Origin of the sequence: Mammaliicoccus lentus, from assembly GCF_947036595.1 — a bacterium.
Lineage (GTDB): Bacteria > Bacillota > Bacilli > Staphylococcales > Staphylococcaceae > Mammaliicoccus > Mammaliicoccus lentus.
Genome location: NZ_OX344834.1, coordinates 1450816 through 1471097, shown reverse-complemented (window position 1 = coordinate 1471097; position 20282 = coordinate 1450816). Strand labels below are relative to the sequence as shown.

Genomic DNA, 20282 nt, shown 5'->3' with positions numbered 1-20282 from the left:
ACTTATTGATGAATGTATTTAATCGTATCATCTAGTTGAATGTCTTCTTTTTGAATTTTATTGCGCATTAAGTCAATAAATTTTTCTGTTGTTTTATCTGTAAATATACCATCATCGTTAAGATTATGATCTTGTTGGAAATTTTTAACTGCGCTTTCTAATTCACTATCATAGTTTTCATTTTCATTGCTTACATTATACCCTAACGCATCTAGCCCAATCTTAATTGATTTCACTTCTTTTGCTTTATCACCGTTTTGGAATGATTTTTTAGGACTTATAATTTCAATTTCTTCATATTTAGGTGCCTTGATTTCTTTATTAGGTTTAATTCCTTTTTTATGAATATAAGACTTATTTGGCGTCAACCATCTCATATTTGTATATTTTAATATAGATGAATCATCGAATGATTGATGACTTTGTCCAATGCCTTTACCGAACGTTGTCGTTCCAACTACTTCAGCAATTTTATAATCTTGTAATGCCCCGGCGAATATTTCAGAAGCACTAGCTGAACCTTTATTTACTAATACTGAATAATCCATATCATCGATACCTGACATTTTATCTTTTTCAGTTTTTACTGCTTCAGGTTTGTCTCCTTTTGTCTCTAGATAAATGACTGGTTTGCCTTTATCAACGAAAAGGTTAACACTCGTGATTACTTCATCTAAAAGACCACCAGGATTGTTTCTTAAATCTAATACGACATGTTTAACATTGTCTTTTTTAGCTTTTTTAATAGCTGATTTAAGTTCTTCTGTTGTCTTTTCCTGGAATTTAGAAATAGAAATGATACCAGTATCATCTTTTTTCTTATAATCTACACTAGTAACATGTATTTTATCTCGTTTAATTTCTACATCAAAAGGTTCTTTACCTTCTCTTTTGATTGTGAGTGTAACTGTTGTGCCTTTTTTACCTCTTACTTGGTTAACAATTTCATTCAACGATTTATTCTTAATAGATTTGTTATTAACTTTAGTGATAACATCTAAAGACTTAATACCAGCTTTTTCAGCAGGAGAATCTTTCATAGGGCTTGTAATACGTACATAATTATTATGAGATTCCATCTCAGCACCTATACCTACAAAATCTCCAGAAATTTCTTGATTATAACTTTCAGTATCTTCAGCAGATATGTATTCACTGTACGGATCATTTAAAGATTTGACCATTCCATCAATTGCACCTTTAGTCAATTTATCCTCATCAACATCCTTATAATAATCACCTTCAATTTGTTCATATACTTTTTCAATTTTATTAATGTTCTTTTGTTTATCGTTGCCATAATTTAAGCCGAATTTATATGAAGCAAATGTAACAATAGATGTTAAAAATACTGTTATAAATAAAAGTATGAGTAATTTATACAGCGGCATTGTTATTTGCTTATCATTTTTGTCATTTGATAATTTCATGATCTCACAACTTTCTTGTCAAATATAATTTATTTTAACAGTTTATCCAATCAAATAAAAACACTTTGGTGCTCAAAACACCAAAGTGTAAACTTTTAGAACTTTAACCATTCTTCATACGATTCGTATAAATCATCAAATACGCTCATTGGTTGAGTAAACATTACTTCTGTTTCTAAATAGTCTGAGAGTGTATGATAATCATTTGAAAACTTCGGAAAAGATAAATCTTGAAAAATTAAGTCTGCTAATTTTCCCATTTCGCTGTTTTCATTACGTTTTGTTAGTGCGTATTGATAAAATGAATACTGTTTCATTTATTTCATTTTCACATCTATTGCTTTAGTTTCGCCTTTTTGAAGACTAGTTAAAGATTCGATATTAATTTCTTCAGCATCATCAGTATTAGTAATAATAACTGGGCTGATAGTAGATTTTACTTTTGAATCGATCGTATCGATATCAAATTTTAATAATTCTTGTCCTTTTGTAACTTTATCACCAGTATTTACAAGTGCCTCAAATCCTTCTCCACCTAGTTGAACTGTTTCTAATCCAACGTGAACTAAAACTTCAAGTCCATTTGCTGCTTTAACACCTACAGCGTGATTTGAAGGTTTGAATACATTAACAACTTCACCGTCAAAAGGAGCTACTACAATACCTTCTGCAGGTTTGATACCAAACCCTTCACCCATCATTTTTTGAGCGAATACTGGATCAGGTATATCTTCTATTGCTACATACTCACCTGAAATTGGTGCAAATACTTCTACATTTACGTCTTTTGTCTTGTTACCGCCAAATAATTTTTTAAACATGTTAATCGTCTCCCCTGTTATTTAAAATGATGTACTAAATCTCCGTATCCTAATTCTTCTAACTTTTCATACGGGATAAATTGAACTGCTGCAGAATTGATGCAATATCTTAATCCACCAGCTTCTTTAGGTCCATCGTTGAACACGTGACCTAAATGACTGTTAGAATCTTCTGAGCGTACTTCAGTTCTAACCATGCCATGTGTTTTATCCACTAGCTCAATAACTTCTTCGTCATTTAACGCTTTAGAAAAGCTAGGCCAACCGCAATCTGATTCAAATTTTTCTTCAGATGTAAACAATGGTTTTCCGGATAACTTATCTACATATATACCTTTATCAAAATGATTCCAATATTCATTTTGAAAAGGTGGTTCAGTACCATCTTGTTGTGTTACAAGGTATTCCATTTCATTTAATTCGTCTTTTGATTTTTTTAACACTTTAATTCCCCCAATGTTTTTCTATAAAAGCATTACGACCAGAACCTTGTTGATAACCTTGATAATGAGCCGGGTTCTTCAAATAATAATCTTGATGATGTTCTTCGGCTGGATAGAAATTCTTATAAGGTTTCACTGGTGTAATTACGGGTTTATCAAAAATTTGTCTTTCATTTAGTTCGTCTATTTTATTTAAAGCTACTTTCTTTTGATTTTCATCATGATAGAAAATTACAGGTTCATAACTCTCTCCTCTATCGAAGAATTGCCCTTTATTATCAGTAGGATCAAAAGTTTTGAAATATATATCAAGAATAGCTTCGAAATCAGTTATATTCTCATCATATTCAATTTGAACAGCTTCAACATGTCCAGTTTGATTTGTACATACCTCTTCATAAGTAGGATTTTCAACATGACCACCGCTATAACCAGAAGTCACTTCTTTAATGCCAGGGTATTCGTTGAATGGTTTAACTAAACACCAAAAACATCCACCCGCTAAAGTTGCATATGCCATTGTTGCGCCTCCCTTGTTGATTTACTTTAACTTAATATCAAAATACCATTTTTTTGCCGAAATATCTAACGTTTGAATTTGGATTGCGTCAACATTATCGATATCTATCTTGTCTAAAGATAAATATATAGTTTCTTCTTTTGGATCGATATTTATATATTCTGGTAAATCACTATACTTTTTAATTTGAGATAATACAAAAGGATTTGAAATATTTAATTTACCAATATCTATTGATTGTATTTTAAATTTAATAGTATCTTTATTTACTTTTGTAGGTATTGTATCTAACTTAATGTTAATATCCCTATTTAAAACTTGAGTCGTCGTATTAAAAATTAAGTCATTCTCCGTTATTTCTGTTTCGATGTCATAATCTTTTAAAGTCGCATTCATAAGAGATTGTAATTCTGCATTATTAAAAGAAACAGTGAAATCTTTGGACGTCTGTTCATTTGATTCATTTACAGGTTTAGATGAATCAGTTATTGAAGTGAACACATAAATAATCGCTATAAGTATTAGAACAATAAGAATAGTAAAAGCATAAAACCAAAAGCGATTATTCATCCAATTTTTATTTTCCATAATAAAACACGCCTATAGCACCTTCACCTGTATGTGTAGAAACAACTGGTGTCGTAATTGCTGTATCAAAGTTATGAATATCTTTTTTTTCTTTAATTGAATTCATTAATTTATTCACCAAATCTTCTGCATTTGCATCAGCTATACCGACTTTGATGATTTCTTTAGTTTCTAAGAATACATCTAACTCTTTAAGTAAAAATTTAACGACAGCGTTTTGAGTGCGAGCATTATGAATCATTTCTATCTTTCCGTTAATGAGTTCGCCAATAGGTTTAATGTTCATCAATGAACCTAATAAAGCTTTAGCTTTACCTATTCTTCCACCTTTAACTAAATTATCTATATTACCGATAACAACAAATAAACGCATGTTAGATTTCATATTTTCATGTTCTTTAACAATTTCTTCTGATGAATAGCCTTCGCTAATTAATTTAACAATCTCTTCTACTTGAAATCCATATGCTAAAGAAATGAATTTACTATCGATAACAGTAACTTTTGTTTCTGTCATTTGGCTAGCTTGTTGAGCCGCGCTAAAAGTACCAGATAATTCAGATGTCATATGAATGCTGATGACTTCTGAACCGTCTTCTCCTAATTTATCGTAAGTTTCAACTAATTTACCTATTGCTGGTTGGCTCGTTTTAGGTAAGTTTTCAGCTTCTCTCATTTTCAATAAGAACTCTTCAGAACTGATTTCTGTTTGGTCTTCGTAAGTAACACCGTCAATTACTATATTTAAAGGTACAACACTAATATCGTGTTCTTCTAAATAATCTTTTGGCAAATCCGTAGTTGAATCGATAACTAATTTAATTTTATTCATTGCTTTTCTCCTTTAACGATTGAACAGAAAGGCTAATTTGATCTTGAACAAAGTGACTAACTTCCTGCATCGTTTTATCTTCAAATATTGATGGGTCAATAGGGTCTAGTATATGTACATAGACATCACCAGGCACCATTTTTCTTGATTGATATTTCTCCATTATTTGAGATGTACCGTATATTGCTATTGGCACAATTTTAACTTGAGCAGATTTAGCTAATTTCAATGAACCAGCTTTGAACTCTTGCATCTCTTGGCCTTTACTTCTACTACCTTGAGGAAAAATCAATAAAGAATGTTTTTCTTTTAATTTTTTAATACCATCTTTAATCATTTGTAAACTTGCTCGTCGATTAGAACGATCTAAGTAAATACAATTTAATTCTTCCATCCATGGTTTTAAAAAAGGGATTTTTTCAACTTCTTTTTTTGAAATAAAACCAAAAGGTTGTGGTAATTGATTAATCAAAACGGGAATATCAAAATTACCTTCATGATTCGATACATAAAGCACTGGGTCATCTAGAGGTTCTGTACGACCAGATAAATGTACCTTTACGCCTGCAGATTTTAATATTTTTTGAGACCATCTCTGTGCGTATAGAAATGTCATTTCATCTTGACTTCTAATATCGTCTATTTGGTTTTTCTTTTCTTTAAGTTTAGGTAATTGAGTTGATACAAGTGCAGCATAACCGATAATACAACCAACTGTTCTAGCCATTCTTAACATATTATTTTATCCTTTCCAAGTGCATAAAAGTATGTGGAAGTATGTTTTTTTCATCTAATTCTCCTGCTTCAGATGAAATTACATTCCATTCATTAAAGGTATAAGGTGGAAAGAATGCATCTCCTTGAAATTTATCTTCTATTACAGTTACATACATATCGTCCACACGTGACATCATTTGTTCATATAAACCTTGCCCACCAAATATAAATATATGGCCTTCTAATTGGTCTATTTCATCGATTGAATGAATCACGTCTACGCCTTCGTGATAAAAAGATTCATTAGAAGTTAAAACAACATTTCTTCTATTCGGTAATGGTTTACCAATTGATTCGAATGTTTTTCTACCCATCACAATTGTATTACCCGATGTTAAATTTTTCACTCTTTTTAAATCGTTTGGTAAATGCCAAGGCATTTTATTATCTAATCCTATTACTCTATTTTGATCATGACATACAATAATTGATTTCATTTAAATTCTCCTTTAAACCGCTATAGGTGCTTTTATACTTGGATGTGATTGATAATCTTGAATTTCTAAATCTTCATAATCTATATCGAATAGTGATTTTTCTGTATTGATATTTAGTTTAGGTGGATTGTATGAAGACCTTGATAATTGTTCTTCAACAGCATCTATATGATTTTTATAAATATGAGCATCACCGAATGTGTGTACAAATTCCCCTACTTCAAGATTACACTCTTTAGCTATTAAATGTGTTAAAAGACTATAACTTGCTATATTAAAAGGTACTCCTAAAAATATATCAGCACTTCTTTGATAAAGTTGGCAACTTAATTTACCATCTTTTACGTAAAATTGGAATAATGTATGACAAGGTGGTAAAGCCATTGTATCTATCTCAGTTGGGTTCCATGCTGAGATTATATGCCTTCTAGAATTCGGATTATTTTTAATATTATCAATTAAAGTTTGAAGTTGATCGAAGCTTTGTCCGTTTTGATCTTTCCAATCTCTCCATTGTTTACCGTAAACATTACCTAAATCACCATATTTACGCATAAATTCATCATCATTTAAAATTTTATCCTTAAAGATTGCGAGTTGTTCTTTATATTGTTCATTAAATTCATCATTAACTAATGATCTTCTACCGAAGTCTGTCATATCTGGGCCAGTATATTCATCACTCTCTATCCATTTCTTAAATGCCCACTCGTTCCAGATATTATTCTTATATTGCAATAAATATCTAATATTAGTATCGCCTTTAATAAACCATAATAATTCAGTGGCAATTAATTTGAATGAAACTTTTTTAGTTGTAAGTAGTGGAAACCCTTCTGACAAGTCAAATCTCATTTGATGACCAAATATTGAAATTGTACCTGTACCAGTTCTATCGTCTTTATTTTCGCCTTCATTTAATACTTTGCGGCATAAATCGTGATATGCTTCATCAAAGTTATTCATACGAGCACCTCTTTTTAATCTTTATTCTTCTTTTCTATATTAACGAAAATACTTATAATTTACTACTGATATAATATAGAAACTCCTTTGATATTTATGTATAATAGAGATAAATATAATAACCATTACTTTAAAGGGGGCCATCTCAATGAATGAAATATTTGCTACTTTGGGATTATTTTTATTATTATGTTATATGATTAGTATGTGTATCACTGAATAAGTAATGATACGCACGCATATTTAATGTGTCATTTCATTTAAAGTTAAAAAACAGAGAAAATCCTTTATTCATTTTAGGGTTTTCTCTGTTTTTTGTTATAAGGCTTGTTTACTATTGTTTACGCGTAAGCCGTAATGCGTTTTCGAACTTTTTCGTAAGCATTGTATAACATTTAACTCTTTAAATAATAAACTGTCAAAGCGCGCCTTTAAAATTAAGTATTTATAGTGTTTTATCGGTTTATATTCTTGTATTTTAAGAATATTATTAGAAAGTTCACCCATTCTATCACTTTCTATTAAAGTTTTTTCGAACATGTGATCTAAATATAATATATCAACTTTTTCTTCATTCAACTTAACCCAATTATTATAATCTTCATTTATAAAATGAATTCTTTTTAATTCGTTATTGTTGAGTTGTAGTTTCATACCTTCAGAAATTACGAAATGAATTAAAGGGTGTTGTTCAATAGAAAATACGTTAGCGTTTGGAAATTGCTTTAATACTAAATAGCTATCTCTACCAAAACCCATTGTTCCATCAACAAAATTAAATGAAGTTTCTTTACTCGTTATATGATTTATCATTTCACTTAATATGGGTTGTTGTTGATTTTTTACCATATTTAATTTTACTTTTGCGGTATCTAAATGAAAATAAATTGGTATTTCTGAAGTGAAATATAGTTTTGGACCAGTATTTTCAAATACGATAACTGGTGAGTCATTAGATTTAAAAATCTGTTTTATCGTTAATTTTTTACGTTTTATAATAGAAATGTTTTGTATGTATTTATTTTTATTCAGCAAATGAAATGCATCTTCTACCTGTTTGTAGAGAGATGCATTTGTTTTTACTGAAGTTGTTATGCGTAAATTAGTCACAATATTCATCGAATGCGTCTTTTATATCCATACAAATTTCTTGGATATCTCTTCCTTCAATATGTTCACGTGGCATAAAGTATTTTAGTTCATTTCCTTTAAATAAAGCCATTGAAGGGCTTGAAGGAACTTGCGCAATGTATTCTCTCATTGTTTCTGTTGCTTCTTTATCTTGACCAGCAAATACAGTGGCAGTTCGAGATGGTTTTTTATCATTTTGTAAAGCGACAGTTACAGCAGCAGGTCTTGCTAACCCAGCAGCACAACCACATACAGAGTTAACAACTACAAATGTTGTTTCATTTTGCTCTGTATCTTCCATATAACCTTTAACTTGGTCAGGTGTTTCTAAGCTTTCAAATCCTTGCTCAGTCAATTCGCTTCGCATTGGTTGAGCTAATTCTTTCATGTATTGTTCATATGCATTCATATTAATTCTCCTCTCTTTTTCTGTTAGCCATTTGTTTCCAAACAGAACCTAAAGCAGCTTCGCCATTTTCAATTCTTTCAATGGCCATTTGAACTTGTAATTTAACATCAAACGCTGGATCATCTTGTCTATTCTTAAGCGCTGGTAAAGCAGTTTCGTCACCTTCATCAAAAATAAACATCGCTGCACGCCATCTTACGATTTTTTGTGGATCTTCTAAAGCTTCAATCATAATAGGTAAAGCTTCTTTAAAGCCTAAATCACTAAAGCAATCTCCAGCTGTTCTTCTTACTGCTACATTTTTATCTTTCATAGCTTCATATAAATAAGGTAATGTTTCTTTCGTCTCAATCATACCTAACAATACAACAGCCATACGTCTAATTTGTGGCTTTTCATCATTAAGTGCGACTTCCAGTAATGGATAGTCATCTTCAGTTGGCGTTGGAAAATCATTTAACATTCTTAGACGTGTTTTCCAATCTTGTTCTTGTTCGAATTCTTCCTTACTAACATGGATGAATTGTTTTTCTGGAATTGTAATATCTTTAGTTAAAGCTTCTTCAACTAAATTTTCAAGAATTGATTCTGGATATAATGCAAGAATTTCTTCTTGTACAGTTTCCATTACATCATCTAATTCGCCATAACGGATACCTAAATCATCCCATTTTCTTAAAAATACAACGTTGTCCTCATCTTTAGTTGCTTTTAACATACTATCAATATAAATCTCAGGTAGCTGTTTTCTTTTTTCTTCATTCTCCGTTGTTAATTTTATTTGATAAGGAATACCTTTAAATCTTAATACTTCAGCTTTAACTTCCCCGTAATGTTCATTGACTTTAGCTTCTTGTTCTTCGTTATCATCTTCTGTACCAGAAATAGCAGCTGTCACGTCTTTTAATAAAGTATCCCAGTTTTCTTTACCTTTTTTGTCGACTGCAATGAAATCCATAACATGAAAGACTGATCTTATACCGTCTAACTGTAAAATACGATTGATAAATTCAGGGTTGTGATCGTTGACTTCTGTATATGTTTGAGAAGTTCTATCCTCTTTCTTGAATGATAATACGATTTTCATCGTGTTTGGACTTGGTGTTGGTTCTACTCTTACGATTTCCATAATATCCTCCTTATTGAAGTTTGTTTCCCAATTGTTTTATGCGTATACCTATAGAACATTCAGATATACAATATTGATGAGCTTGATGTTTGCCTTGCGTCTCTCTATAATGCGTTTTTAATAAACATCCTTTGCAATATGTCTCCATTAATTGATCTATTTTTTTAATAGCTATTTTTTCATCTTCAACTAAAATAAGCGTCACTCCTTACTTAGACCGTAATTATATCATTAGTATTATAAATTGTGGATTATAAAGCTTATTGCATTTTATAACTTTGGCCTTTATAATTGTTAAGTTCGAATATCGCGGTTTCTAAACACCCGCTATATCAAAATTTAGGAGGAACAAAGTTATGTATAATGAATTATTTGGTATTATTACCTTTTTAATCACATTTATATTAATGTTGATTCTATACCGTATATTTGGAAAAACAGGTCTATTTGTTTGGGTTGCCGTAGGTACTATTATAGCAAATATACAAGTTATTAAAACAGTAGAGTTATTTTCAGTGAGCGCAACACTCGGAAATGTAATGTTCGCTTCAATTTATCTTGCAACGGATATTTTAAATGATATATATGGTAGAAAACAAGCTAAGAAAGCAGTTTGGCTAGGTTTTTCTTCCGTCATTGTAATGGTTATATTATTACAATGTTCATTAACATTTATACCAGCACAAGAAGATGTATCACAAGATGCATTAAAAACTATTTTTGGTATCGTGCCAAGAATAGCACTAGGTTCAATTTTCGCATATATTATTGGTCAACATTTAGATGTACTATTATTTAATATCATTAAAAAGAAATTTTCTTCTGACAGTACATTCTACATAAGAGCATATGGTAGTACAGCTATTAGTTCTATTGTTGACACAGCGATATTCGTGCTAATCGCATTCTATGGCAATATGCCTGGAACTGTATTATTTGAAATATTTATAACTACTTACTTCCTTAAACTACTAACAACAATCACAAATGTGCCTTTTGGTTATATAGCTAAGTCTATGTATCGTAAAGGGAAAATTGTAGAGTAACATTATAAATAGAAGTAAATTAAAATCGCTAATCCTTATAAGGGTTAGCGATTTTTTATTGAAATAAGGAAACAGCCTGGGACATATATAAATGTCTCAGGCTGTTTCTTTATATAGGCAGTGGCTGACTGGATTGAAAATATGCTTATAGTAAGTTTTTTTCAATCCTAGCCACCCTTGCCCGAGGAGCGGTCCTACGAAATCTTTTTAGCAAAATGAGATATCTGTTCCACTCCCTTCTCTTATAAATTCAAGCAATAAACTTACTTAAATCATCGAGAATATTATTCTTTATCTTCAGATTTTTTACGTCTGAATAATAATGCTAGGCCACCAAATAATGAAGTGATACCTAATAAACCAGCTTGTTTGCTTTCTTCTTCACCAGTGTTTGGTAATACTTTTGCACCTTTATGGTCTTTATTTGAATCAGATTTAGATGGTTGATCTTTACTATTCATATTGCTAGTTGCATTTTGACCATTAGAACTTGTAGTACCATGTTGTTTCATTGAAGAATTGTGCTTTTCGTGCATTGAACTATCAGCTTTATCGTCAGTATTTACTTTGCTGTTACTGTTGTTATTACTGTTAGTCATACCGTTATCATCTGCTTTATTGCTATCTTTTCCAGCTGGTTTAGTAGTATTGTCTTTAACAGGTTTGTCATCTCCACCAGTATTTAGTTTATCAGTACCGTTGTTGTTAGAATCTTTAGCTGGCGTTGTGATATCAGGTTTACCATTGTTGTCTTTATCCGTAACAGTAGTGCCATTCGGATCAGACTCATCTTTATTCGGAATACCATCATGATCTGCATCTTCGTCGCCGTCTGGTGTACCATTACCATCAGAATCAGGATTTGTTGGATCAGTACCTGCAGCTTCCTCGTCTTTGTTGTTTACGCCATCCCCGTCGATGTCTGGATCTTGGTTATCCGGTGTACCATCGCCATCAGTATCTTTAGGTTGGTCGCCTGTATTTGGTTTGTCAGAACCATCATCTTTACCTGGTTTGTCGTTTCCACCAGTATTTGGCTTGTCAGAACCATCATCTTTACCTGGTTTGTTGTCTCCACCAGTGTTTGGCTTATCAGAACCATCGTCTTTACCTGGTTTATCGTCTCCACCAGTACTTGGCTTATCAGAACCGTTGTTGTTAGAATCTTTGGCTGGTGTTGTGATGTCTGGTTTACCATCGCCATCTTTGTCCGTTGGTGTAGTTCCATTCGGATCAGACTCATCTTTGTTTGGAATACCATCATGATCAGTGTCTTCGTCACCGTCTGATGTACCGTTACCATCAGAATCAGGGTTACTTGGATCAGTACCTGAAGCTTCCTCGTCTTTATTATTCACACCGTCACCATCGATATCTGGATCTTGGTCATCAGGAATACCATCGCCGTCTGTATCTTTAGGTTGCTCACCTGGTTTGTCGTCTCCACCAGTGTTTGGCTTATCAGAACCATCATCTTTACCTGGTTTGTCGTCTCCACCAGTGCTTGGTTTGTCAGAGCCATCGTCTTTACCTGGTTTGTCGTCTCCACCAGTATTTGGTTTGTCAGAGCCATCATCTTTACCTGGTTTATCATCTCCACCAGTGCTTGGCTTATCAGAACCGTCATCTTTACCTGGTTTGTCGTCTCCACCAGTATTTGGTTTATCAGACCCATCATCTTTACCTGGCTTGTCATCTCCACCAGTGCTTGGCTTATCAGACCCATCGTCTTTACCTGGTTTGTCGTCTCCACCAGTATTTGGTTTATCAGAGCCATCATCTTTACCTGGTTTGTCGTCTCCACCAGTATTTGGTTTATCAGAACCATCGTCTTTACCTGGTTTATCGTCTCCACCAGTATTTGGTTTGTCAGAGCCATCATCTTTACCTGGTTTGTCATCTCCACCAGTATTTGGTTTGTCAGTACCATCGTCTTTACCTGGTTTGTCGTCTCCGCCAGTGTTTGGTTTGTCAGAGCCGTTGTTGTTAGAACCTTTAGCTGGCGTTGTGATGTCTGGCTTACCATCTTTGTCTTTATCCGTAACAGTTGTGCCATTCGGATCAGACTCATCTTTATTTGGAATACCATCATGATCAGTGTCTTCGTCACCGTCTGATGTACTGTTACCATCAGAATCAGGGTTAGTTGGGTCAGTACCTGCAGCTTCCTCGTCTTTATTATTCACACCGTCACCATCGATATCTGGATCTTGGTCATCAGGTATGCCGTCACCGTCTGTATCTTTAGGTTGGTCGCCTGTATTTGGTTTGTCATCTCCACCAGTGTTTGGTTTATCAGTACCGTTGTTGTTAGAATCTTTAGCTGGCGTTGTGATGTCTGGTTTACCATCGCCATCTTTGTCCGTTGGTGTAGTTCCATTCGGATCAGACTCATCTTTGTTCGGAATACCATCTTTGTCGGCATCTTCATCACCGTCTGGTGTGCCATTTCCGTCAGAATCAGGATTCTTCGGATCAGTACCTGCAGCTTCCTCATCTTTATTATTTACGCCATCCCCATCAATATCTGGATCTTGGTTATCTGGTGTACCGTCTCCATCTGTATCTTTCGGCGTTGTGATGTCTGGTTTACCATCTTTATCTTTATCCGTAACAGTTGTGCCATTCGGATCAGACTCATCTTTGTTCGGAATACCATCTTTATCAGCGTCTTTATCGCCGTCTGGTGTACCATTTCCATCAGAATCAGGATTCTTCGGATCAGTACCTGCAGCTTCCTCATCTTTGTTGTTTACGCCATCCCCGTCGATATCTGGGTCTTGGTTATCAGGTGTACCATCTCCATCTGTATCTTTCGGAGTCGTAATATCTGGCTTACCATCTTTGTCTTTATCCGTAACAGTTGTGCCATTCGGATCAGACTCGTCTTTGTTTGGAATACCATCTTTATCAGCGTCTTCGTCGCCATCCGGTGTGCCATTTCCGTCAGAATCAGGATTCTTCGGATCAGTACCTGCGGCTTCTTCATCTTTGTTGTTTACGCCATCCCCGTCGATGTCTGGGTCTTGGTTATCAGGTGTACCATCTCCATCTGTATCTTTCGGAGTCGTAATATCTGGCTTACCATCTTTGTCTTTATCCGTAACAGTTGTACCGTTTGGATCAGATTCATCTTTGTTCGGAATACCATCTTTATCAGCGTCTTCATCGCCATCCGGTGTGCCATTTCCGTCAGAATCAGGATTCTTCGGATCAGTACCTGCAGCTTCCTCATCTTTATTATTTACGCCATCCCCATCAATATCTGGATCTTGGTTATCTGGTGTACCGTCTCCATCTGTATCTTTCGGCGTTGTGATGTCTGGTTTACCATCTTTATCTTTATCCGTAACAGTTGTGCCATTCGGATCAGACTCATCTTTGTTCGGAATACCATCTTTATCAGCGTCTTTATCGCCGTCTGGTGTACCATTTCCATCAGAATCAGGATTCTTCGGATCAGTACCTGCAGCTTCCTCATCTTTGTTGTTTACGCCATCCCCGTCGATATCTGGGTCTTGGTTATCAGGTGTACCATCTCCATCTGTATCTTTCGGAGTCGTAATATCTGGCTTACCATCTTTGTCTTTATCCGTAACAGTTGTGCCATTCGGATCAGATTCATCTTTGTTCGGAATACCATCTTTATCAGCGTCTTCATCGCCGTCAGATGTTCCGTTACCATCAGAATCAGGATTTGATGGATTTGTACCTGCAGTATCTTCGTCTTTATTGTTCACACCATCCCCGTCGATGTCTGGGTCTTGGTCATCTGGAATACCATCATTGTCAGTATCCTTAGGATTTGTTACTACAACTGGATCAGAAGCTTCAGAAGTATTTGGCTTTTCAGCTTTATCTGTCGCTTTTGCTGTTATTTCACCTTCAGGTAAAGGTTTTGTCGGTGTAATAGTAGCGATACCTTTACCATCTGTTTCGGCCTCACCTAACTTATTACCTTTCTTATCGAATAGTTCAACTTTCGAACCTGGTTCAGCTTGAACCGTAACTGGTTCAGTTGTACCAGCTTTGCCCGTTAAGTCTGTTTGGATGACTGGTTTCGCAGGCGCTGTAGTATCTGTTGCTTTTATCGGGTCAGAAGGTACAGAAGTATTCGGCGTTTCAGCTTTATCTGTCGCTTTCGCTGTTACATTACCTTCCGGTAAAGGTTTTGTCGGTGTAATCACGACATTACCTTGATCATCAGCCGTGCCTTCCCCAATCTTATTACCATCTTTATCGAATAATTCAACTTTAGATTTCGGTTCTGCTTGAACTGTAATTGGTTCTTTTGTACCAGCTTTGCCCGTTAAGTCTGTTTGGATGACTGGTTTCGCAGGCGCTGTAGTATCCGTTGCTTTCTTCGGAATAGAAGCTTCAGAAGTATTAGGTGTTTCAGCTTTATCCGTTGCCTTAGCTGTTACATTACCTTCTGGTATTGGTTTCGTCGGTGTAATCACGACATTACCTTGATCATTCGCTGTGCCTTCACCAATCTTATTACCATCTTTATCGAATAATTCAACTTTAGATTTCGGTTCTGCTTGAACCGTAACTGGTTCTTTCTTACCAGCTTTACCTGTTAAATCAGTTTGAATGACTGGTTTCGCTGGTGCTGTAGTATCTGTTGCTTTCTTTGGATCAGAAGGTAACGAAGTATTTGGTGTTTCAGCTTTATCTGTCGCTTTCGCTGTTACATTACCTTCCGGTAAAGGTTTTGTCGGTGTAATCACGACATTACCTTGATCATTCGCTATGCCTTCCCCAATCTTATTACCATCTTTATCGAATAATTCAACTTTAGATTTCGGTTCTGCTTGAACCGTAATTGGTTCTTTCTTACCAGCTTTGCCCGTTAAGTCAGTTTGAATCACAGGCTTCGCAGGCGCTGTAGTATCCGTTGCTTTCTTTGGATCAGAAGGTAACGAAGTATTCGGCGTTTCAGCTTTATCCGTAGCCTTCGCTGTTACATTACCTTCCGGTAAAGGTTTCGTCGGTGTAATCACGACATTACCTTGATCATTCGCTGTGCCTTCCCCAATCTTATTACCATCTTTATCGAATAGTTCAACTTTAGATTTTGGTTCAGCTTGAACCGTAACTGGTTCTTTCTTACCAGCTTTACCTGTTAAATCAGTTTGAATGACAGGTTTCGCTGGTGCTGTAGTATCTGTTGCTTTCTTTGGATCAGAAGGTAACGAAGTATTCGGCGTTTCAGCTTTATCCGTAGCCTTCGCTGTTACATTACCTTCCGGTAAAGGTTTCGTCGGTGTAATCACGACATTACCTTGATCATTCGCTGTGCCTTCCCCAATCTTATTACCATCTTTATCGAATAGTTCAACTTTAGATTTTGGTTCAGCTTGAACCGTAATTGGTTCTTTCTTACCAGCTTTACCTGTTAAATCAGTTTGAATCACAGGCTTCGCAGGCGCTGTAGTATCTGTTGCTTTCTTTGGATCAGAAGGTAACGAAGTATTAGGTGTTTCAGCTTTATCTGTCGCTTTCGCTGTTACATTACCTTCCGGTAAAGGTTTCGTCGGTGTAATCACGACATTACCTTGATCATTCGCTATGCCTTCCCCAATCTTATTACCATCTTTATCGAATAATTCAACTTTAGATTTCGGTTCTGCTTGAACTGTAATTGGTTCTTTTGTACCAGCTTTGCCCGTTAAGTCTGTTTGGATGACTGGTTTCGCAGGCGCTGTAGTATCCGTTGCTTTCTTCGGAATAGAAGCTTCAGAAGTATTAGGTGTTTCAGCTTTATCCGTTGCCTTAGCTGTTACATTACCTTCTGGTATTGGTTTCGTCGGTGTAATCACGACATTACCTTGATCATTCGCTGTGCCTTCACCAATCTTATTACCATCTTTATCGAATAATTCAACTTTAGATTTTGGTTCAGCTTGAACCGTAATTGGTTCTTTCTTACCAGCTTTACCTGTTAAATCAGTTTGAATGACTGGTTTCGCAGGCGCTGTAGTATCCGTTGCTTTCTTCGGAATAGAAGCTTCAGAAGTATTAGGTGTTTCAGCTTTATCCGTTGCCTTAGCTGTTACATTACCTTCTGGTATTGGTTTCGTCGGTGTAATCACGACATTACCTTGATCATTCGCTGTGCCTTCACCAATCTTATTACCATCTTTATCGAATAATTCAACTTTAGATTTTGGTTCAGCTTGAACCGTAATTGGTTCTTTCTTACCAGCTTTACCTGTTAAATCAGTTTGAATGACTGGTTTCGCAGGCGCTGTAGTATCCGTTGCTTTCTTCGGAATAGAAGCTTCAGAAGTATTCGGAGTTTCAGCTTTATCTGTCGCTTTCGCTGTTACATTACCTTCCGGTAAAGGTTTTGTCGGTGTGATGATAGCTTTACCACGATCATTCGCTGTGCCTTCCCCAATCTTATTACCATCTTTGTCGAATAATTCAACTTTAGAATTAGGCTCGGCATTAACAGTAATTGGTTCTTTCTTAGTAGCTTTACCTGTTAAATCTGTTTCGATAACAGGTTTCGCAGGCGGTGTAGAGTCGATTACTTTATAAATGAATTCTTTAGTTACACTATTACCACTTGGATCTCTATAAGTAACCGTTACAGTGCTTGTACCTTCAGTCGTTGGCGTACCTGTAATTTGTCTAGTTTGACTATTATAAGTTAAACCTGCCGGTAAGCCTGTTACACTTGTTGGATTAATCTCGCCACTATTGTCTGTCGCGTTTGGTAATGTAAATGCTTGAATTGGCGCACCTTTTTCACTTCTCTTTTCTTTAATATCTGGTGCTGTTGGACGCATTGTGTCATTTACTGCCACCACTACAGCGACATCATCATGACTACCATCTGGATAAGTTACACGAACAGTCGCATTTTTATCACCAGTTGTTCTTGTGTCAACAGGTGTTGTGTACGCGTAACGCGTACCACTCGGTAAGCCAGCTGTATTAATCGATTGTTCAGCGTTAGGTGTCGCTTTTAACTCAACTGTTTGTTTTTTACCAGTTGGGTTAAGTCTTTCTGCGTCTGTAGGTCGTACAGTAGCATTCACTACATCAGATGCTGGTGACGTATTGTTAGCTGCATCTGTCGCTTTCGCTGTTACACTACCTGCTGGTATCGCTCTAGTAGGTGTAATTGTGACATTACCTTGAGCGTTTGCAGTACCTTCACCTAACGGTTGATTTTTATTATCAAATAATTGGACTCTTGAACCTGGTTCAGCATTAACTGTAATTGGTTCTTTTGTATTCGCTTTTTCTGTTAAATTCGTTTGGATCACTGGTTTAGGTGGTGCTGTTGTATCTTCAACCACGTATTTAAACGTTTTGCCTACTCCATTTCCAGTAGGATCAATGTATTCAACAGTTATAATACTTGTACCTACAGTCGTTGGTGTACCTGTAATTTGTCTAGTTTGGCTATTGTACGTTAAACCTGCCGGTAAGCCCGTTACGCTTGTTGGATCAATATCGCCACTATTATCTGTCGCTTTTGGAAGTGTAATCGGTGCGATTGCTAAACCTTTCTCACTTTTTTGATTTGACAGTTTTGGAGCAGTTGGAGCAACTGTATCATTTACCTTTACAACAACTGGTACGTCATCATGACTTCCATCTGGATATGTTACACGAACTGTCGCATTTTTATCACCAGTCGTTCTTGTATCAACAGGTGATGTGTACTCGTAACGCGTACCAGTAGGTAAGCCAGTTGTATTGATAGACTGTTCAGCGTTTGGTGTACCTTTTAATTCAACTGTTTGATTTTTACCAGTTGGGTTAAGTCTTTCTGCGTCTGTAACTCTTGGTGTTGCGATTCTTACATTACTAGGTTGTAATTCTCTTGTTCTTGGTGGGTCATCTGAGTCGTTATGTTTTTGAGTAACTACAATTTTAGCAGTAATATTACCAGCAGGAATATTTACAGTCGGTGTTATTGTTGCTTGACCATTTAATCCTGCTCTTCCTTCTCCTATTACTTGGTTGTTTGGAGCATATAATTTAACAGTTACACCAGGTACAGCACTTACTACAATTGGGGTTTTTGTATTGGCTTTCTCTGTTAAATCTGTTTCTATATTTGGCTTAATATCGGTATTATGAACACCTTTATATCTTAAATAATTATAGCTATTAGACCAAGCACCTGCTGCTATATGGAAGGCTTTATGTTTCCATGGATATGGTTGGCTTTCATATTCATTAAGTAATCTCGATAATGGTACAGTGACTTCAAACTCAACCGTAAATTTATCTGAACCTCGACCACTTATAGACTTAATATCAGTAGTTATTGGTGTGAATCGGTCATTCGCAAAGAAGTTATACCCACTTGGATTTTTTGCTCTAAAAGTTTTCTCTAAATTATCATCTTTCACACTGCTTAAATCAAGAGGGCTACCATTTTTCTCTACACGTAGCACCTTTATAGTTCCTTCAGTAGCACCAAAGTAATATTTAATAGGCCCCCTGCTTGCAAATTTCTTTTTATTTTCAGGAGTGTGATTAAATCTCATTTCATATCTAATTATAGCATTGTTGCCTTGTCGTCTTACATTCTGTAAATCGAAATCAACACACCAAGCATATTGATCATCTAATGGGAATTTACCCCAAGCTTCAAGTCTTCCATTGCCATCATAATCTATTTCTTGAGATATACCCGTATTGTATTTTGGTACGTCTGCTGAATCAGATCTAAACATTGAATTATCTATACTTCTTAAAGATCTTCGTGTTCTAGTACGTCTTTCTTCTCTTGGTTGTTCAGTTACTACACCAGCTTTATCAGGAGTGTCCGATTTGACTGGTTTTTCTTCAGTTTCAGTAGTTTTCTTTTCAGACTGTGTATTTTCTTTAATTTCTGGTTGTACTACTTCATCTGAAACTTGTTTGTTTTCTGTAGTTGCAGGTTGTTCTACTACTACATCATCTTTATTTGTCTTTTCTTTTTCTACTGATTTGTCTTCAGATTTTTCTGTTTCTTTTTGAGATTTTTCATCTGACTTATCTTCGGATTTTACAGTCTCATTTTTTGGTTGTTCTTCTTTAGTTGCAGGATTTTCTGTTTTTGTTTCTTTTTCTGCTACTTCTTTAGTTTTAGGTTTCTCTACTTCTTCAACCTTTTCTTCTTTGACAGTAGATTCTTGTTTATCTGCTGCGTTTTCATTGTTAACTGATTCTTCGGGTTTTACAGTTTCTTCTGTAGTTACCGATTTCTCTACTTCTACTTGTTGCTTATCAGTTTCTTCAGTTGTTGGTTGATTAGTTGAAGTTTCTTCATTTTGTTGTTTATTTTCTTCTGAAGATTTATCAGCTTCTTCAACTGTTTTAATAATTTCTTTCTCTTCGTTTTCTTTTGCTGATTCTTCTTGTTTAGCTACATCTAAAGTGTTTTCAGACGCAAAAGCATGGTCTGCTGGTGAGCCTAGGAATATGAGTGTTCCGATTAATATCGAGCATGTTCCAACAGCATACTTTCGAATACTAAACTTTTGTAATCGCCGTTGCTTATCCATTAGCAATCCCCTTTACAAATTATTTTTTGGAGAGCAACTTAACTCATAAGGCGATTCATTTTTACTATTTAGTTTTATTTATTAGTCATGAGTTAATTATCTACTCTTAATTGAATCGTTGTTATATGAGTGAAGTGGCACAAACATATGTGAATTGAATAAATAAAATATAAGTTCTCCTTTCTTTTAAATTATTCACATATAAGATATGGAACAAAATGTAATTTGTTCT

Annotated in this window: 16 protein-coding genes; 1 reads left to right on the top strand and 15 read right to left on the bottom strand. The window is 35.1% G+C overall.

The window, feature by feature from the left end; all coding sequences use genetic code 11:
- Positions 1-2 precede the first annotated feature (2 nt).
- The 14 genes from ACNMOQ_RS07315 to ACNMOQ_RS07250 form a co-directional block, all read right to left on the bottom strand.
- Positions 3-1430: a S41 family peptidase gene (locus ACNMOQ_RS07315; RefSeq protein ID WP_416349628.1), complete on the bottom strand. Its 1428-nt coding sequence runs from the start codon at positions 1428-1430 to the stop codon at positions 3-5.
- A gap of 95 nt (positions 1431-1525) precedes the next feature.
- Complete coding sequence (locus ACNMOQ_RS07310) at positions 1526-1747, bottom strand: YozE family protein (RefSeq protein WP_017000177.1); 222 nt, start codon at positions 1745-1747, stop codon at positions 1526-1528.
- Positions 1748-2251 carry a PTS sugar transporter subunit IIA gene (locus ACNMOQ_RS07305; protein ID WP_017000176.1) on the bottom strand — a complete coding sequence of 168 codons (504 nt, stop codon included), beginning with the start codon at positions 2249-2251 and terminating at the stop codon, positions 1748-1750.
- A gap of 17 nt (positions 2252-2268) precedes the next feature.
- Entirely contained in the window at positions 2269-2694 is a 426-nt protein-coding gene (msrB, locus tag ACNMOQ_RS07300) for a peptide-methionine (R)-S-oxide reductase MsrB (RefSeq protein WP_017000175.1), read from the bottom strand.
- Position 2695: 1 nt separating this feature from the next.
- Positions 2696-3214 carry a peptide-methionine (S)-S-oxide reductase MsrA gene (gene msrA, locus ACNMOQ_RS07295; RefSeq protein ID WP_416349627.1) on the bottom strand — a complete coding sequence of 173 codons (519 nt, stop codon included), beginning with the start codon at positions 3212-3214 and terminating at the stop codon, positions 2696-2698.
- A gap of 21 nt (positions 3215-3235) precedes the next feature.
- Positions 3236-3802 carry a DUF2140 family protein gene (locus ACNMOQ_RS07290; protein ID WP_064205158.1) on the bottom strand — a complete coding sequence of 189 codons (567 nt, stop codon included), beginning with the start codon at positions 3800-3802 and terminating at the stop codon, positions 3236-3238.
- Positions 3792-4634 carry a DegV family protein gene (locus ACNMOQ_RS07285; RefSeq protein ID WP_064205159.1) on the bottom strand — a complete coding sequence of 281 codons (843 nt, stop codon included), beginning with the start codon at positions 4632-4634 and terminating at the stop codon, positions 3792-3794. Before ACNMOQ_RS07285 ends, ACNMOQ_RS07290 begins: the two co-directional genes overlap by 11 nt.
- Positions 4627-5370, bottom strand: coding sequence for a lysophospholipid acyltransferase family protein (locus ACNMOQ_RS07280; RefSeq protein WP_064205160.1), 744 nt, complete (start codon positions 5368-5370; stop codon positions 4627-4629). The genes ACNMOQ_RS07285 and ACNMOQ_RS07280 overlap by 8 nt, the downstream gene beginning before the upstream one ends.
- A gap of 1 nt (position 5371) precedes the next feature.
- Entirely contained in the window at positions 5372-5848 is a 477-nt protein-coding gene (locus ACNMOQ_RS07275; RefSeq protein ID WP_017000170.1) for a dihydrofolate reductase, read from the bottom strand.
- 12 nt (positions 5849-5860) lie between these two features.
- Positions 5861-6814 carry a thymidylate synthase gene (locus ACNMOQ_RS07270; RefSeq protein WP_064205161.1) on the bottom strand — a complete coding sequence of 318 codons (954 nt, stop codon included), beginning with the start codon at positions 6812-6814 and terminating at the stop codon, positions 5861-5863.
- Between the two features lie 318 nt (positions 6815-7132).
- A complete protein-coding gene (locus ACNMOQ_RS07265) occupies positions 7133-7933 on the bottom strand; it encodes a class I SAM-dependent methyltransferase (protein WP_064211562.1) in 801 nt (266 codons plus the stop codon).
- Complete coding sequence (locus ACNMOQ_RS07260; protein ID WP_218729619.1) at positions 7917-8354, bottom strand: BrxA/BrxB family bacilliredoxin; 438 nt, start codon at positions 8352-8354, stop codon at positions 7917-7919. Before ACNMOQ_RS07260 ends, ACNMOQ_RS07265 begins: the two co-directional genes overlap by 17 nt.
- A 1-nt stretch (position 8355) precedes the next feature.
- A complete protein-coding gene (locus ACNMOQ_RS07255) occupies positions 8356-9483 on the bottom strand; it encodes a conserved virulence factor C family protein (RefSeq protein ID WP_416349626.1) in 1128 nt (375 codons plus the stop codon).
- Between the two features lie 10 nt (positions 9484-9493).
- Positions 9494-9688: a zinc-finger domain-containing protein gene (locus ACNMOQ_RS07250; RefSeq protein WP_081501341.1), complete on the bottom strand. Its 195-nt coding sequence runs from the start codon at positions 9686-9688 to the stop codon at positions 9494-9496.
- Positions 9689-9839: 151 nt separating this feature from the next.
- Between ACNMOQ_RS07250 and ACNMOQ_RS07245 the strand changes: the two genes are divergently transcribed.
- Entirely contained in the window at positions 9840-10529 is a 690-nt protein-coding gene (locus ACNMOQ_RS07245) for a queuosine precursor transporter (RefSeq protein ID WP_064205164.1), read from the top strand.
- Between the two features lie 284 nt (positions 10530-10813).
- Here the strand turns inward: ACNMOQ_RS07245 and ACNMOQ_RS07240 are convergent, their stop codons facing one another.
- Positions 10814-20050, bottom strand: coding sequence for an Ig-like domain-containing protein (locus ACNMOQ_RS07240; protein ID WP_416349625.1), 9237 nt, complete (start codon positions 20048-20050; stop codon positions 10814-10816).
- Positions 20051-20282: the final 232 nt, after the last annotated feature.

Coding starts and splice junctions, on each gene's coding strand:
- ACNMOQ_RS07315 (WP_416349628.1), bottom strand. CDS start 1,430: ATGAAATTATCAAATGACAAAAATGATAAGCAAATAACAATGCCGCTG.
- ACNMOQ_RS07310 (WP_017000177.1), bottom strand. CDS start 1,747: ATGAAACAGTATTCATTTTATCAATACGCACTAACAAAACGTAATGAA.
- ACNMOQ_RS07305 (WP_017000176.1), bottom strand. CDS start 2,251: ATGTTTAAAAAATTATTTGGCGGTAACAAGACAAAAGACGTAAATGTA.
- msrA (WP_416349627.1), bottom strand. CDS start 3,214: ATGGCATATGCAACTTTAGCGGGTGGATGTTTTTGGTGTTTAGTTAAA.
- ACNMOQ_RS07290 (WP_064205158.1), bottom strand. CDS start 3,802: ATGGAAAATAAAAATTGGATGAATAATCGCTTTTGGTTTTATGCTTTT.
- ACNMOQ_RS07285 (WP_064205159.1), bottom strand. CDS start 4,634: ATGAATAAAATTAAATTAGTTATCGATTCAACTACGGATTTGCCAAAA.
- ACNMOQ_RS07280 (WP_064205160.1), bottom strand. CDS start 5,370: ATGTTAAGAATGGCTAGAACAGTTGGTTGTATTATCGGTTATGCTGCA.
- ACNMOQ_RS07275 (WP_017000170.1), bottom strand. CDS start 5,848: ATGAAATCAATTATTGTATGTCATGATCAAAATAGAGTAATAGGATTA.
- ACNMOQ_RS07270 (WP_064205161.1), bottom strand. CDS start 6,814: ATGAATAACTTTGATGAAGCATATCACGATTTATGCCGCAAAGTATTA.
- ACNMOQ_RS07265 (WP_064211562.1), bottom strand. CDS start 7,933: ATGAATATTGTGACTAATTTACGCATAACAACTTCAGTAAAAACAAAT.
- ACNMOQ_RS07260 (WP_218729619.1), bottom strand. CDS start 8,354: ATGAATGCATATGAACAATACATGAAAGAATTAGCTCAACCAATGCGA.
- ACNMOQ_RS07255 (WP_416349626.1), bottom strand. CDS start 9,483: ATGGAAATCGTAAGAGTAGAACCAACACCAAGTCCAAACACGATGAAA.
- ACNMOQ_RS07245 (WP_064205164.1), top strand. CDS start 9,840: ATGTATAATGAATTATTTGGTATTATTACCTTTTTAATCACATTTATA.
- ACNMOQ_RS07240 (WP_416349625.1), bottom strand. CDS start 20,050: ATGGATAAGCAACGGCGATTACAAAAGTTTAGTATTCGAAAGTATGCT.